This is a genomic window from Micromonospora sp. NPDC020750 (genome assembly GCF_044334565.1).
Classification (GTDB): Bacteria; Actinomycetota; Actinomycetes; order Mycobacteriales; family Micromonosporaceae; genus Micromonospora.
Genome location: NZ_JBIRTH010000008.1, coordinates 118,279 through 133,253, shown reverse-complemented (window position 1 = coordinate 133,253; position 14,975 = coordinate 118,279). Strand labels below are relative to the sequence as shown.

14 protein-coding genes are annotated in these 14,975 nt (G+C 72.5%); 7 read left to right on the top strand and 7 right to left on the bottom strand.

Translation table 11 applies throughout. The annotated features are described in order from the left end of the window. The first annotated feature begins 22 nt into the window (after positions 1-22). The 4 genes from ACH4T9_RS23965 to ACH4T9_RS23950 all read left to right on the top strand — a co-directional run bounded on the left by ACH4T9_RS23965 (position 23) and on the right by ACH4T9_RS23950 (position 3,884). Positions 23-1,060, top strand: a complete 1,038-nt coding sequence (locus tag ACH4T9_RS23965; protein ID WP_396673571.1) for a zinc-binding dehydrogenase — start codon at positions 23-25, stop codon at positions 1,058-1,060. A 2-nt stretch (positions 1,061-1,062) separates the two neighbouring features. After that, a complete protein-coding gene (locus tag ACH4T9_RS23960; protein WP_396673570.1) occupies positions 1,063-1,881 on the top strand; it encodes a sugar phosphate isomerase/epimerase family protein in 819 nt (272 codons plus the stop codon). A gap of 65 nt (positions 1,882-1,946) precedes the next feature. Continuing rightward, entirely contained in the window at positions 1,947-3,248 is a 1,302-nt protein-coding gene (locus ACH4T9_RS23955; protein ID WP_396673785.1) for an MGH1-like glycoside hydrolase domain-containing protein, read from the top strand. A gap of 156 nt (positions 3,249-3,404) precedes the next feature. Next, complete coding sequence (locus ACH4T9_RS23950; protein WP_396673568.1) at positions 3,405-3,884, top strand: DinB family protein; 480 nt, start codon at positions 3,405-3,407, stop codon at positions 3,882-3,884. Here the strand turns inward: ACH4T9_RS23950 and ACH4T9_RS23945 are convergent. Further along, positions 3,873-4,916 carry a hypothetical protein gene (locus ACH4T9_RS23945; protein ID WP_396673566.1) on the bottom strand — a complete coding sequence of 348 codons (1,044 nt, stop codon included), beginning with the start codon at positions 4,914-4,916 and terminating at the stop codon, positions 3,873-3,875. The genes ACH4T9_RS23950 and ACH4T9_RS23945 overlap by 12 nt on opposite strands. 168 nt (positions 4,917-5,084) lie before the next feature. On the opposite strand from ACH4T9_RS23945, the gene ACH4T9_RS23940 reads away from it, so the two are divergent. Both ACH4T9_RS23940 and ACH4T9_RS23935 read left to right on the top strand, forming a co-directional pair. Beyond that, positions 5,085-6,254: a DegT/DnrJ/EryC1/StrS family aminotransferase gene (locus ACH4T9_RS23940; RefSeq protein ID WP_396673565.1), complete on the top strand. Its 1,170-nt coding sequence runs from the start codon at positions 5,085-5,087 to the stop codon at positions 6,252-6,254. After that, positions 6,251-7,408 carry an aminotransferase class V-fold PLP-dependent enzyme gene (locus ACH4T9_RS23935; protein ID WP_396673563.1) on the top strand — a complete coding sequence of 386 codons (1,158 nt, stop codon included), beginning with the start codon at positions 6,251-6,253 and terminating at the stop codon, positions 7,406-7,408. The genes ACH4T9_RS23940 and ACH4T9_RS23935 overlap by 4 nt, the downstream gene beginning before the upstream one ends. Before the next feature lie 18 nt (positions 7,409-7,426). On the opposite strand, the gene ACH4T9_RS23930 is transcribed toward ACH4T9_RS23935, so the two are convergent. From ACH4T9_RS23930 to ACH4T9_RS23910, 5 genes are read right to left on the bottom strand one after another with little or no spacing between them, the layout of a single operon-like run. After that, the gene (locus tag ACH4T9_RS23930) at positions 7,427-8,086 is read right to left on the bottom strand and encodes a hypothetical protein (protein ID WP_396673561.1); all 660 of its coding nucleotides are present in this window, start codon (positions 8,084-8,086) and stop codon (positions 7,427-7,429) included. 40 nt (positions 8,087-8,126) lie between these two features. After that, on the bottom strand, positions 8,127-9,008 hold the full coding sequence (locus tag ACH4T9_RS23925) for an ABC transporter substrate-binding protein (RefSeq protein ID WP_396673559.1): 882 nt from the start codon (positions 9,006-9,008) through the stop codon (positions 8,127-8,129). 9 nt (positions 9,009-9,017) lie between these two features. Continuing rightward, positions 9,018-10,283, bottom strand: coding sequence for a phenylacetate--CoA ligase family protein (locus tag ACH4T9_RS23920; RefSeq protein WP_396673558.1), 1,266 nt, complete (start codon positions 10,281-10,283; stop codon positions 9,018-9,020). Further along, positions 10,280-11,620 (bottom strand): coproporphyrinogen-III oxidase family protein, encoded by a 1,341-nt coding sequence (locus ACH4T9_RS23915; protein WP_396673556.1) that lies wholly within the window; start codon positions 11,618-11,620, stop codon positions 10,280-10,282. Before ACH4T9_RS23915 ends, ACH4T9_RS23920 begins: the two co-directional genes overlap by 4 nt. 1 nt (position 11,621) lies before the next feature. Then, positions 11,622-12,992: a hypothetical protein gene (locus ACH4T9_RS23910; RefSeq protein ID WP_396673555.1), complete on the bottom strand. Its 1,371-nt coding sequence runs from the start codon at positions 12,990-12,992 to the stop codon at positions 11,622-11,624. Between the two features lie 363 nt (positions 12,993-13,355). Here ACH4T9_RS23910 and ACH4T9_RS23905 point away from each other — a divergent pair, with 363 nt between their 5' ends. Further along, positions 13,356-13,946, top strand: coding sequence for a GNAT family N-acetyltransferase (locus tag ACH4T9_RS23905; RefSeq protein ID WP_396673553.1), 591 nt, complete (start codon positions 13,356-13,358; stop codon positions 13,944-13,946). Positions 13,947-14,058: 112 nt separating this feature from the next. On the opposite strand, the gene ACH4T9_RS23900 is transcribed toward ACH4T9_RS23905, so the two are convergent. Then, positions 14,059-14,862 (bottom strand): SDR family oxidoreductase, encoded by an 804-nt coding sequence (locus ACH4T9_RS23900; RefSeq protein ID WP_396673551.1) that lies wholly within the window; start codon positions 14,860-14,862, stop codon positions 14,059-14,061. Between the last annotated feature and the right edge of the window lie 113 nt (positions 14,863-14,975).

Genomic DNA, 14,975 nt, shown 5'->3' with positions numbered 1-14,975 from the left:
CAGTGCTACCGGGATGTGACTCATGGTCAACTGGGTTGTCTCACTCGCCGGGCCTCGACGGATCAGCCTCGAGCCCTGCGCCCCGGACCCGCTCGGCCCCGGCCAGGTCCGCGTCCGCACCTGCTACTCCGGCATCTCGGCCGGCACCGAGCTCACCCTCTACCGGGGCAGCAACCCCCGGCTGAGCAAGGACTGGGACGACGCCACCCGGATGTTCGTCCCCCGCCGGGCGCCGGTGCCCTACCCGCTGGCCGGCTTCGGCTACGAGGAGGTCGGCGAGATCGTCGAGGCGGCCCCGGACGTCGCCGACCGGCACCCCGGCCAGACCGTCTGGGGCATCTGGGGCCACCGCGCCGAGGCGGTCGTCCGCGCCGACGCGGTCCACCCGCTGCCCGCCGGGCTCGACCCGCTCGCCGCCGTGTTCGCCCGGCCCGGCGCCATCGCGCTCACCGCCGTCATCGCCGCGGACCTGCACCTCGGCGACTGGGTCGGCGTCTTCGGCCAGGGCGTCATCGGGCTGCTCGCCACCCGGCTGGCCACCCTCTCCGGGGCCCGGGTGGTGGCGGTGGACCGGCTGGCCGTCCGGCTGGGCCACGCAGCCCGCTGCGGCGCCCGGCTGGTCGTCGACGCGGACGCCGAGTCCGCCGCCGTCGCGCTGCGCCGGGTGAGCGGCGGCCGGGGCGCCGACGTCTGCCTGGAGCTGTCCGGGGCGTACCCGGCGCTGCACGAGGCGATCCGGGCCACCGCCCACGCCGGCCGCGTCGTGGCGGCCGGCTTCTACCAGGGGCACGCCGACGGGCTGGGACTCGGCGAGGAGTTCCACCACAACCGGATCCAGCTCGTGGCGGCCCAGGTGTCCGGGGCCGACCCGGCGCCCGGCCTGGCCGGCCGGTGGACCGGGACCCGGGTCGCCCACACCTTCATGGACCTGGTGGCCGAGGGCAGCGTCGACCCGCTGCCGCTGGTGAGCCACGTCGTCGACGCGGGCGCGGTGGCCGACGCGCTGGCGTTGCTCGACCGCGGTGACTCCGACGTCCTCCAAGTGGTGCTGAGGTTCTAGAGATGACCATTCCGCTCGCCTGCCAGGAGCAGCTGCTCCCCGGCGGAGACCTGATCCAGAAGCACGCCCTCGCCGTCGCGCTCGGCTTCGACGGGCTCGAACTGCGCGGCCGGGGCGACCTGTCCTTCGCCCGCCGGCTGCCCGAGCTGCGCCGGGCCCGCGCCGCGGGGGTGGCGATGCCGACCGTCTGCGTCGAGATGGACCACTTCATCGGCGACTTCGACCCCGACCGGTCCCGCGACGCCGTGACCAACCTGCGCTCCCAACTGTCGGTCATCGCCGAGCTGGGCGGCGTCGGCGTGATGACCCCCGCCGCCTGGGGGATGTTCTCCCGCCGGCTGCCGCCGTTCGAGCCGCCCCGCCCGCCGGCCGCCGACCGGCGGGTGCTCCTCGACGCCCTCGGCGCCCTCGGCGAGCACGCCCGCGCCGAGGGGGTCACCCTCTTCCTGGAACCGCTGAACCGGTACGAGGACCACATGGTCAACCGGCTCGACGAGGCGGTGGCCCTCTGCGCGGCCGTCGGGCTGCCCTCCGTGCGGGTGGTCGCCGACACCTTCCACATGAACATCGAGGAGGACGACGTGCACGCCGCCCTGCGGGCCGCCGCGCCCTACCTCGGGCACGTGCAGGTCAGCGACTCCAACCGGTGCCAGCCCGGCACCGGGCACCTGGACTGGCGGGCGCTGGTGCGTACCCTGCTCGAGGTCGACTACCGGGGCTGGCTGGCCCTGGAGTGCCGGCTGCGCGGCGAGCCGGTGCGGGCGCTGCAACAGGCCGCCACCGTGCTCCGGCACGCCGAGCCGAAGCGGGCGGCGGCGTGAGCGCCGGCACCGCCGCCGACGACGCGCCCCCGGTCGGCCCGGCCACGGCCCGGGACCTCGGGGCGCTGCGCCGGCTGGCGGTCGCCACCCTCGACGGCAACTGGGAACACGACCACACCGTCCCGTCGCGCACCCTCTACCCGCACCAGTGGAGCTGGGACTCGGCGTTCATCGCGATCGGCCTGGCCACGGCGCGTCCCGACCGAGCCTGGCGGGAGCTGCGCACCCTGTTCGCCGCCCAGTGGGCCGACGGTCGGGTGCCGCACATCGTGTTCAACCCCGCGCTGCGCGCCGGGTCGTACTTCCCCGGGCCCGGGTTCTGGGACTCCGCCCGTGCCCCGGGCGCGCCCGCCGTGGCCACCTCCGGCATCGTCCAGCCGCCCGTGCACGCCCTCGCCGCCTGGCTGGCGTATCGGCGGACCCCGTCCGAGCGCAGCCGGGCGGAACTGGCCTGGCTCTACCCCCGGCTGGTCGCCCAACAGCGCTACCTGACCGGCCGGCGCGACGTCGGCGGTGCCGGGCTGGCCTGCCTCGTGCACCCCTGGGAGTCCGGGCTGGACAACAGCCCCGCCTGGGACCCGCCGCTGGCCGCGGTGCCCGCCGACGAGGCGGTCATGCGGGCGTACCGGCGGCACGACACCGCCCACGCCGACGCCGCGCACCGCCCCACCGACCTCGACTACGCGCGGTACGTCGCGCTGGTCGACGCCTACCGGGCGGGCCGGTACGGCGACGACGGGCTGGCCGGGCGGCATCCGTTCCTGGTGGAGTGCCCGCTGTTCAACACCGCGCTGGGGCTCGCCGAACACGCCCTCGCGGCGATCGCCCGCGCCGTCGGCGGCGACCCCGGCCCGCACCGCGAACGGGCGGCCCGGATCACCGCGACCCTCGTCGACCGGCTGTACGACCCGGCGACCGGTGCCTTCCACCCCCGGGACCTGCGCACCGGCCGGCTCGTGCCGGCCCGCACCGCGCTCGGCCTCGCCCCGCTCGCGCTGCCCGACCTGCCGCCCCGGCAGGTCGCCACGGTGATCGCCGAGGCGTGCTCGCCCCGGTTCGGGCTGGCCGCGCGGATGGACCGGCCGCTGCCCAGCCACGACCGGACCGCCCCGGACTTCGAGCCGCTGCGCTACTGGCGGGGGCCGAGCTGGATGAACCTCGACTGGCTGCTGTGGCGGGGGCTGCGCACCCACCACCGGCTCGACCTCGCCGCCGGGCTGCGCTCGTCCATGGTGGACCTGGTCGCGTCGGCCGGCTGCCACGAGTACTTCCACCCGGACACCGGGGCCGGCCTCGGCTCGCCCGCGTTCGGCTGGACCGCCGCCCTGCTGCTCGACGTCCTCGGCGACGAGTCGGCGGGCGACTGAGCCGCCGGCCCTCAGGGGCAGACCACGACGTCGTCCAGGACCACCGTTCACGCCGGTCGGTGGGCCGGATGAACGCGGCTGCGGGAGCGGACTCCCGTAGCATCTCCCTGCGGGGCGGCGGTGTGTTCGGCTACGACGGATGGTGATGGCGGCGGAATGGATGATCTGACCGAGGAGCGGTTTCTCGACCGGTGGCGTCCCGTCCGGGGTCGCACGTTCGAGCTGCTGGGCTGGCTGACCGACCGGGAACTGGAGCAGCTTCCGGCGGAGCGGGTCGGCCACCTGTGGCGGCAGTTCCGGCACCTCGGCCGGATCGAGTGCAACTACGCGAGCGCGCTCACCACGAAGGAGATCAAGTTCGGGGCGCCCGAGATCATCGCGGACGGGTCGTCGAAGGCCGATCTGCTGGCCTACCTGGCCCGGGTGGACACCGACGTCCTCGTCCCGGCGGTCAAGGCCGCGAAACGGGCGGACACCGTGACATGGCCGGGCGAGGATCCGCTTCCCCTCGCCGCGCACCTGGAGCGGATGGTGCAGCACGAGGTGCTGCACCAGGGGCAACTGATCATGGCGGTCAGCCTGCTCGACTTCGAGTTTCCGCCGGGCTGGCGGGTGGCGTGGGGCCTACCCGGCTGAGGCCAGCCGGGCGACTGACGGATCGCCCTCCGCCTCCCACCGGGCCACGATCTCCGCCAGCCGCTCGCGGTACGAGGACTCCGGCGCGTCGGGTGCCAACCGTCGGCGGCAGGAGCAGCCCGACCAGGTGACGGCGGCCTCCAGCGCGTCCGGGCCGGGCCGGAGCCGGAACGCGCGGAGGGTGTCGATCAGCATCGGCCGGCAGGCCGGGCAGCCGTCCGGCCTGGCGCGGACGATGTTGCCGATGTCCGGGTTGAACCATGAGATGTCCAGGTCCCCCGTGCCGTCCTCGGTGAGCCCCTCCTCGACGCAGGCCGACAGCGCCGCGACCAGCGTCCACAGCGAAGGCGGGGACCAGAGCCCTCGGTGGCCCGCCCAGTCCAGCAGCGTCCCGCGCTTGGAACTGAGCGGGAAGAGCATCTGGATGGAGAAACCGGCGGCGCGGGTGCCCCGTACGCTCGCCACCGCGTCCAGGAACGCCTGATGCTCGGAGAGGCCGAGGCCGCCGAGGGCGATGTTGGCGATGGGCGCGACCCGCCGGCTGCGCAGCATCCGGACCGCCGTCGTGTACGCGGCCTGCCGCGCGGGCTTGAGGTGGCACAGCCGCCGCACGTCCTCGTCCCAGGACTCCACGCCCAGGTGGCACGAGACGGACGTACCGGGCAGCAGGTCGAGCAGGTTGTCGATGTTCCCCGGCGTGCACAGCTCGGGCCGCGTCTCGAAGGTGAACGCCATCGGCCGGCGGGCGGCGACCGCCCGGAGGATTCGCAGCCGCAGTCGCGGCGGCACCTCGCGCTCGTCGAAGAGGCTGCCGGAGGGGGAGACGTAGACCAGATTGCCCGGTGGTATCCGGGCGAGCGTCGTCTCGACGGCGGCAGCGATCGTGTCCGGGTCGATCTCCGGCCCGGTGCCGTAGTTGCACATGCTGCACTGCCCCGCACGGTCGAACGTGCAGCCGCGGGTGCGGAACCAGATCTGGTACAGGTCGACCTGCCGACGAGGCCGGCGCAACCAGACGGTGCCCTTGCGCATGTCGACGTCCTGGCCGGCGGACAATTGACTACGAACGGAGCGCACCATACGGTTTGCATTGGTCAGCCGGAGTCGTAATCGTCGATCATCAGAGATCATTTTTCCTCCACCAACCAGCAAATGATGGCAGCCGAAACAATGGCAGTATAGGTGACCCGAGGAGCGAATGTGGATCTTGAGGATGCGGCGCGATCATTTGTCGTGGACCACGCGCTCGGTCAGGCGGAGATCGATGCCGCCGTGCGCGTGCTCACGTCGCGCGCCATCACGACCGGCCCCGAGGTGCGCCTCTTCGAGCGCGAACTCGCCGGTCGGTTCGGCGTGCCCGACGTGCTCGCGATGGGCTCGTGCACCGCGGCGATGCATCTCGCCCTGATCGCGAGCGATATCGGCCCCGGTGACGAGGTCATCACGACGCCGATCACATTTCCGGCGACCGCGAACGTCATTCTGGCCGTCGGTGCCACCCCGATCTTCGCCGATATCGACCCAATCACGCTGAATCTGGATCCGGAATCGGTCGCCGCGGCGATCACTTCGAAAACCAGAGCGGTCATGCCCGTACACCTGGGCGGCGCGGCCTGCGATCTGACCGGCCTGAAAAGCGTGGCCGATCGGTTCGGACTGACCGTCATCGCGGACTGCGCGCACGCGGTGGACAGCCGCGTCGACGGCGTGCACGTCGCCCGCGCCGCCGACATCTCCTGCTTCAGCTTCTACGCCACGAAGAACATCACGTCGGTGGAGGGGGGCGCGCTGGTCGCGGGCCCGGACGTCCTGGCCCGGGCCCGGCTTCTGGCGCGGCACGGGCTGGACTTCACCTGGGACGGCGCGATGTCGGCGACCGCGGCCGGCTACACCCCGCGCGAGGCCGGCTACAAGTACAACCTGAGCGACCTGCATGCCGCGATCGGCCGGGTGCAACTCGGCCGGATGGACTCGCTCCAGGCCACCCGCCGCGCGGCCGTCGCGGTCTACGACGACCTCCTTCGCGGCCTGCCCGGCGTGGCGCTGCCAGCCCGGACCTCGACCACGGACCACGGCTGGTACCTGTACCAACTCCGGTTCGCCGGAACGGACGGTGCCGCCGCAGCCGCCCGCCGGGAACACGTGCGTAGCGAACTCGCCGCGGCGGGCATCGCGACCGGCGCCTACTATCGCCCGCTGCACCAGTACGAGCTGTACCAGCGCACCGCCCGCGTCGGGCCGGGCGGGCTCGCGGCGGCCGAGGACGCCTACCCGAGGCAGCTCGCGCTGCCCCTGCACGGGCGGCTGACCACGGTGGACGCCGCCGAGATCGGCAACGCGGTGATCGCGGCCCTGGGCACCGCGCCGTGACGGCCGCACCGCCGCGCGCCCTGCCCGACCGAGCCCGGTTCCCCATTCTCGGTCGGCGCTCCTACCTCAACTCCGCCGCCAAGGGCGCGCTCTGCGTCGCGGTCCGCGACGCGGCCCTGGACAGCCTCGACCAGTGGGACCACGAGGGCGCGCCCTGGGACGTCTGGCTCGGCGAGATCGAGCGCACCCGGGAACAGTTCGCCGCGCTGGTGGGGGCCCACCCGGAGCAGGTCTTCGTCACCGGCTCGGTGTCGGCCGCGTTCACGGCGCTCCTCGCCGGCCTCGACTACCGGGACCGCTCGGACCTGCTGCTGGTGGAAGGGGACTTCCCGACCCTCGGCGATGCCGCGCTCGCGGCCCGCCGACTCGGCGCCGAGCCACGGTTTCTCTGCCTGACCGACCCGGCGTCCGCCACCGGGACCATCGTCGCCGGGCTTCGGCCGTCGACCCGGGCCGTCGTGGTCAGCGCCGTGCACCACGCCGGCGCCTTCACGCTCGATCTTCCGGTGCTCGCGCGGGCCTGCCGCGCCCAGGGCGTGCTCTGCCTGGTCGACGGCTATCACGGGCTGGGCGCGACCGCGCTCGACGTGCGGGCCGCGCCGGTCGACGCACTGGTGAGCGGCAGCATGAAGTACCTGCTCGGGTCGGCGGGCGGGTACGCGCTGACCTACTGCGGTCCCCGCCTCCTCGCCCACGCCGCACCGATTCCGCACGGCTGGTTGGGCGCGGTCGACCCGTTCGCCGGCCATCGCGGCGCGGTCCCCCGGCACGCCGGCGCCCGCCGTTACGACGCCGGCCTGCCGTCAATCCTGGCGGCGGCGTGCGCCCGCGCGGGTCTGGACGAAGTGTTGAGCTGGGACCGGGTCGCCACGGTGGACCGGATCCGCGGCCTTGTCGAGCACTGCGCCGCGCGGCTGGTCGAGGACGTCCTGATCGACCCGTCCGAGCTGCGGACGGCCGGCCCGCTGGTTTGCGTCCGTCAATCGGATCCGGCCGCCGCGAGCGAACTGGTCCGGCGGCTCGCCGCCGGCGGCGTGGTCACCGGGAGCTGGCAGGAGTGGCTGCGGATCTCGTGGCACGCCTACAACAGCGCCGCCGACGCCGATGCCCTCTTCGCCGCCCTGCCCCGGGCGCTGCCGCGGCGGCTCCGATGAACGCGGGACGCCGTCCCGCTACAAGGTCGCGGCCTTGGACCGCACCCAGCGGAACTCGGATGCCCGCAGGGCCGCGACGATGCCCGGGTACGCCTCGGGTGCCGCCTCGGCCAGAGCGTCGGTCAGCCCGCCGAAACAGGCGCGCTGCAACCACTCGTCGGGCTCGGCGGCCCACGCGCGCAGGTGCCCGGCAAGCAGGTGCCCATGGGTACGCGCCAGGTAGCGCAGGCAGAACGGGACGTTCTTGCGGACGTACGGCGCGGGATCGCTCAGCGGCACCCGAAGCAGCCGGGTCAGCTCGGCGACGGCGTCGGGGCGCTGCCGGGACGGCTGCCGGGCGACCACGAGGAACGCGCGGTGCTCCCGGTCGTTGGCGGTCGACCCGGCCCACGCGCGCACGCCCGGCGCCACGACGGGGTACGCGGCGATCAGCGCGTCCCGCACGCCGAACGTCGCTGACTCCCGGACCGTCCAGTCTTCGTCGTTCACGAGGCGGTTGACCAGCTCCCACGGCGCCGGGTCACCGCCCGGCAGGGCGTTCGCCATCGCGTACCCGACGGCCGACCGCGCCTCGGGCAGCGGCGACGCGGCCCACTCGACGAGTTCGGACCGGCTCAGCCGGCGGGCGGCCGCGCGCTGCTCCTGCACCGGCCGGCCGGCCAGCTTCTGCGGGTTCACCTCGTTGCCTCCGTAGCTGCGTGGGCATTGCGTCGCGATGTCAAACGGTCGTGCCCGTCCCCGGTAACGTGATGGCGCGAAGCGCCGCGGCGGCCGTGGGCGGTACGCCGGACGGCGTCGACCCGCCCGGCAGGCCGATCTCCCGGCACCAGGCGAGCGTCCGCTCGACCGCGACGACCGTCGGGGCGGCGCGTTCGACGAAGCGCGGGCTGCGCCAGCCCCGCCCCACCGGCACACCGCACTCGGCCAGCAGCCCGGCCGACCGCTCCGGCTCGGCGTTGGCGAGGCGCACCGCCTCGGCGTAGGCATCGAGGAACGCGTCGACCTCGACGCGGCGCTCGGCGAGCCTGGGGGTGAGCATGCACAGCGTGGGCGGGGGCGGCGCGAGGTCGCGGTCGTCCGCGAGCAGGACGGCGCGGCGCTCCTGGCACCAGTCGCCGATCGGCGCCGGCAGGATCGCGAGGTCGAGCGTGCCCGCCACCAGGTCCCGCCCCCGGCGGACCAGGTCCGGCACGTCGATGAGGTGCTGCCGGGCGCGGACCAGGCCGGCCCGGGGCAGCAGCACCGACGCGGAGTAGTCGGCGATCGTGTGCCGCGAGTAGCCGACCCGCGCCGGGGACGGCACCGGCGTGGCGTGCGCCAGCAACTGGAACATGCCCTGCGGGCCCGGTTCGGATGCGAGCACGGTGAGCACCGTGACCCGGGTGCCGGTGAGCGACAGCGCCAGCACGCCGACCAGGTTCATCAGGACGATGTCGAGCCGGCCGGCCAGCAGGTCGGCGTCGCGTCGCGCCGCGCTCTCCGCCGTCGACAGCTCGACGTCGACGCCGCCGGGGCCGAGCAGACCGGCTCGTTCGGCGACGACGAAGGGAAGGATCTTCTCCCCGCTGAGCAGCCCGACCCGGAGGGGTTCACCGGCCATCGCGGGAGCCTAGCCGGCCAGGACCGAGGCGGACCGACGGTCGACGAGTCGTCTGGGCTTGCCCTCCCCGTCCCGCGCGGTCAGCTCCTCCGAGGTCACCCACTCCACCGCGAACCGCAGCGACTCACCGGCGGCTGAGATGTCCAGCGACAGCTCGCGCAGCGCCTGGAGGACGTCGTCCACCTCGGGGTCGGGCGGGCGGGGGCCGGCCGTGGCGCACCGGATCGTGAGTTGATCGGCGATCGAGAACCACTGCCGGTCGGCCTCGACCTCGCTCAGCTCCGCCCGGAAGTCGACGATGCCGGCCTGGCCGAGCAGCACCTCCTCGAGCTGCCAGAGTGACAGCTTCTCGCCGGATTCCAGCACCACAGACGACTCCAGCCGCCCCAGCACGCGGGCGTCGAGGCTGACCAGCCCGGCCAGCTCCGCGACCGCGCCCACCTCGACCACATCGCCGGTGCGGTAGCGCACGAGGGGCATACCCTCCTGGAACAGCGTCGTGACCACGAGTTCGCCGCGAACTCCCGGCCTCAGGTCGGCGGGCTCGCCGTCGACCAGGACCTCGTACCCGAACTCGTCGCTGAGCCGGACGCACGTGTCGCCGCGCACGTCGCAGCCGAGGTGGCCGAACTCGGCGGTGCCGTAGTACGTCCGGACCTCGTCGACGCCCCAGGCGCGGCAGAGGTCCCGCCGGGACATTTTGGAGATCGCCTCACCGGAGAGCAACAGCATCCGTACCCCCAGCTCGGCGCCGAGGTCGCCGGGGCCGGAACCCGAGTTGACGGCGAGCCTGCGGGCGTAGCTCGGCGACGTGGCGATGACCGTGGCGCCGTACTCCCGCATGAGCTGCACCGACTGGACGACGCTGGGCCCCTTGCCGATCGGCAGCACCCGCAGCCCCAGCTCCTCGCCGGCCGACGAGAAGTCCGATCCGATCAGCCAGATCCCGAAGCCGTGCGCGACCACGAGGGTGTCCGAGCCGGTGACGCCCGAGCCGATCAGGCTCTGGACCGTCCGGCGAACCGTGCCGGCCCGGTCCCGCGCGGTGAAGAACGCCGGCTTGGCCCGCCCGGACGTGCCGCTGCTGGCGTAGACGGTCACGGCAGGGGTGGCGGCGAACCGCGGGCCGTCGCGCATCAGGTCGCGGGGGAGCGTGCAGGGCACCGAGGCCCAGTCGGCCGGCGGGGTGGAGAGGGCACGGCGGTAGTACGGCGACGATTCGGCAGCCCGAGCCGCCGCGGCGAGCAGGACCTCCGCCGGCCGGGTCGCCCTCATGCCGGCGTGCCGAACAGCTCGACCGACATCAGTTGAAGCTCCGGCTTGTACGGCTGCGGCAGCCGCGCGTTGTCGGCGTTGAAGAAGCTCTTCGAGATGTTGTCCATGTAGTGCACCCCAGCCGGCGTGACGGTGAGCGTGTCGTCGCCGAGTTCGACCAGCCCGTGCCCGGCGAGCCGGTCGACGACGCCGGGGAACGCCTCGGTGACGGTCGTGCCGAAGCGTTCCCCGAAGGGTGCCAGCGGCACGGCGAGGTGCTTGACGCCCAGCACCCAGTACCGGGACCGATGGTCGGAGTCGGTCAGCCGGCGGCCGGCGAGCACGGCCGGGTCGCCGCCCGAGAGCACGTCCAGGTACTCCCGGATCGTGTGCACGTTCCAGTAGACGTGGCCGTTGAGGTAGCCGACCGCGCCCGGTCCGACGCCGACGTACTCGGACTGCGGCGCGGCCCGGTGGCACATCTCGTACGCCGATTCCGTTCCGGGGCGGCAGAGGTCGAAACCGGCGCTGCTGCACGAGCCGTAGTGCCGGTAACCCCCGCCGCCGATCACCTCAAGGCCCTGCGCGGCCAGGTCGAGTTCGAGCGCCTCGTCGCCCTGCGGCTTGGTGCGCCCGAAGCGCACGCTCCGCCCCAGCGGGCTGGCCGGATCGAGCAGCATCCGGTACAGGCTGATGTGTTCCGGCCCCTGCTCCAGCGCGATGTCCAGCTCCCGCTGCCAGCTCGCTCGATCCTGGCCGGGCAGCATGAACATCAGGTCGATCGCGATGTTGTCGAAGCCCGCGGCGCGGGCGTTGCCGGTGCAGGCGAGGCCCTGCGCGGCCTGGTGGTACGACCCGATGACGCGCAGCACCTCGTCCTGGTAGCTCTGCACGCCGAAGCTGATCCTGTTGACGCCGGCCGACCGGAGCCCGGCGAGGTATTCCACCGTCGCGTGGCTGGGATGACACTCCAGGTTGACCTCGGTGTCGTCGAGGTCGAACCGCTCCCGCAGCCGCTCCAGCAGTCGCCGGATCTCGCTCGGGCGCAGCACGGACGGGGTGCCGCCGCCGAAGTAGACGAAGTCCAGCTTCCGGACTGACGGCGACACCACCGTGTCGTAGCTGGCGATCTCGCGCAGCATCCCCTCGACCAGCGGACCGGCGTGCGACTCGGCGGGAAACTTGTTGTAGTTGCAGAACGGGCAGATTCGGTCGCAGAGCGGCACGTGGAGGTAGACGCCGAATCCGGCGGACCCGTCGGTCTCCCTCCCGTGCAGCGCCGATCCGGCGAGCGGCGCGATGTTCAGGGGAAAGTACGTCACGTACTCGCAGTCGCGTTGCAGGGCCTCGAGCGACACGTCAGTAGTCCTCTCGTAGGAGTGCCTGGCTGAACGCCTCGGTCGCCGCGTTCACGGTTTCCATCTCGTCACCGGCGGCCGCGAACCCGAAGTACGGAAACTCCTGGTCGGTGGCGGTGACAACGGTGGGCACGAATTGCACGCCCGCTGCGGGGCCCAGGCTGCGGGCGCAGGCGAGAAAGCGGTTTAGCATCTCCTGTTCCGTCGCCGGTCTGGGCAGCAGCACCCGGTCGTTCGTCCGCACGACGACGCCGGTGCCGTCGGCGTCGGCGGCGAGGTTCTGCGCGATCGACAGCGCGGCGGTCGGGCCGGTGCGCCGCGCGTTCGTCTCGGTGGGCACGAGAACGTCGTCCTCGGTGCGGATGAAGTCGATGTCGAACCAGCCGACGTACCCCGCCTCCCGCATGAGCTGCCCGACCGCGGTGCCGAACGCCTCCATCCGGCGGCGGACGCCGTGGTCCAGCCCGCCGCCGACCACGGCGCCGGCGTACTTTGTGTCCACGACGTCCATCGCGGCGCACCCGCGCAGTCGCAGCGTCCCGTCGGGTTCGATCTCGGCGTTGACGTTCGTCTGCGACCACAACCCCGGCGGGTGCGGAACGTACTCCTCCACGATCAGCGGCAGCACGCCGTAGATCGCGTCCTCCTTGATCAGGGCGGCGAGCAGCCGGCGTGCGGTCGCGGGCGTGGCGGCCTGCTCGGGCGCGATCATGGTGGTGCCGAAGCCGCCGACGCCGAAGTCGGACTTGAGCATCTGCGGGCGACCGGTGTCGGCGATCCGGCGGGCGAGGGTGACAGCGGCCTCCTCGATCGATGCGCAGACGTCCTGCCTGGCCACGACGACCCGCTCGGCAGCGGCCGCCGCGAGCCGGAACCGCTCGTTCGCCCGGACCTTGGACTCGAACCGGGCACAGTCGACCTCACCGGCGCCCGGGCCGGCGGCTCCGGGGCCGGGAGCGGGCCCGTCTCCATCCGCCCCGGCCACCCGGGCCCGCAGCTCCGCGACGCCCGCAGTGTTCCCCCACGGCAGGAGGACCGACCCGGCCCGGACCGCCTCGGCGACGTCGGCGAGCAGCCGGTCGTCGGCGAGTACGGCCGCGCAAATTCCGGCGGCGTCGTCCCGCACGCCGGTCCGCAGATCGAGATGGGGCCAGCGCATGACCGCGAGCTGTAGCTCCACCCACTCCGGCCGAGGCGTCAGCGGCATGACGACGATGCCGGGATCGCTGCTGTAGAAGGGCGCTAGGCAGGCGTAATGGTGCCCCTCCAGCTCCCAGGTCCCCAGATGGTCGGGCCGGAAGTCAGCCGGGAAGAACTGGCGGTTGAAGTCGGCGACATTTCCGAGATTGACGGATGCGCGCGAATTATTCATGTGCCTCCTGCCCGGGTCCGCCTGGCACCGGATCACATTATCGCGACCTCGCCGGACCCCGAGCAATCGATGGCGACGAAGGTCTGGAGTTTCCGGCTGATCGTCTGCGTCGGCAGACCGGTGAGGGAGGACCACCGGCAGCGACAACGGTGCCGGGCCGCACGGCCACGGGGCCCCGCAGCGTCCGGACAGCCAGAGAGGACGGATCGGGAGGTGCGGGCTGCCCGGCATCAGCGGTACCGCAGCGCGGTCGTCCGCGCCTCTTCGTCGCTGATCGGCAGGAACCGCTTCACGACTAACGAACCAGCGCAGATCGGCAGTAAATGGATCGCACCGCCGGCACCATCATGTAAATCTTGCGGGATGGCTCAACCAGTCCTGCGCACCGGCCGCCTGCTGCTGGTCCCGCTCGCGGACCGGCACCTCGATGCGGAGGTCCAGCTCGACTCCGATCCGGAGGTGCTTCGCTACCTCTACGGCCGGGCGCGGTCCAGGGACGAGGTGGTCGAGTCCCATTCGTGGAGGATGGCCCTGGCCGACAAGGTGGACGGGCTGGGCTACTGGATGGCGTTCGGCACTGACGGTGGCGCGCGGGGCTCGACGCCGCCGGCCCGCGAGGACGAGGGCGATTTCGTCGGGCTGATGATGCTTCCGCCGGCGCACGGCCCCGACCAACCCGACGACCCGACCGTCGCGGAACTCGGTTACCGCCTCGCCCGTCGGTACTGGCGCAGGGGGTTGGCCAGCGAGGCGTCCCGCGTCCTGCTGCGGCACGCTTTCGACACCGTCGGGCAGAGTCGGGTGATCGCGCAGACCATGGCCGTGAACATCGGCTCCCGGGGCGTGATGGAGGCCGTCGGCATGCGGTACGTGCGCACGTACTTCCCGACCTGGGACGACCCGCTGCTGTCCGACCACGCAGGCGGCCAACCCGGTTCGCACAAGCGCCCATGACCGCAGGATTGGTGACGCGGCCGTGACAGACTGGCCTGAGGCGGAAAGCGGGCTCACCGCCGAGCTTTGTCGGCGGCATGAGAGTGTGGTGTTAAGGAGTCCCGAGGGGCGGTCAGGCAAATCCGCCGTTGCTGAACAGCAGTTGACCGTTGATCCACTGACCTTGTGGCGAGCACAAGAAATCAACCAGATATGCGGTGTCCTGTGGGGTGCCGAGGCGGCCGAGTGGTGTCTGCCGGATGCAGCCGGCTCTTCCCGCCTCTGTCATCCAGCCCGTGTCCACCGGGCCGGGATTGATGACATTCGAGCTGATGCCGAGGTGTGCCAACTCGTGGGCCGCAGCCAGGGTGATGCGGTCGAGTGCGCCCTTGCTGGCGCCGTACGGCAGGTTTCCCACAGTATGATCACTGGTGAGGGCGATGATGCGACCGTCGCCGTGCCGGCCGCGGAAGCGCCGCCCGTGCTCACGAATCAGCAACCATGTCGCCCGCGCGTTAACGGCGAAGTGCCGGTCGAAACTCTCCACGGTGGTGTCGAGTAGTCCAGAGTCGACTGACTCGCAGTGGCACATCACCAAGGCGGTAACTGGGCCGAGCTTGCGCTCGGCCTCGTCATAGATCGCAGTGGGTGCCGTGGTGTCGGTGAGGTCTGCTTCTATGGCGGAGACGGCTGCGCCGCGCGCGGTGAGTGCTTGCGCGATGGCGTCGGTGGCCTCGGCTTCGATGCCCCAGCTCATGCGCTCGTCGTACGCGGTCCAGAAGGTGAAGGCGATATCCCATCCTGAGGCCGCCAGCTGGCTTGCGATGCCAGCGCCGATACCGGTCGTGCGGCCAACCCCCGTGATGAGTGCTGTCGGCCGGGACCCGCCGGACGTCGCGGGTGGAGTGCCGTCCGGTCTCTGCCCAGGGTTCGCCATGACGGGAATCCTCCTCGATCGCCAAGAGACCGCGCAATCGCCTTTCGCTCCGCAGGCTCGATCAAGCGAATCGCCTGTCACAGAACTTCGCGTCGGACAATCCGGCCGCCGCG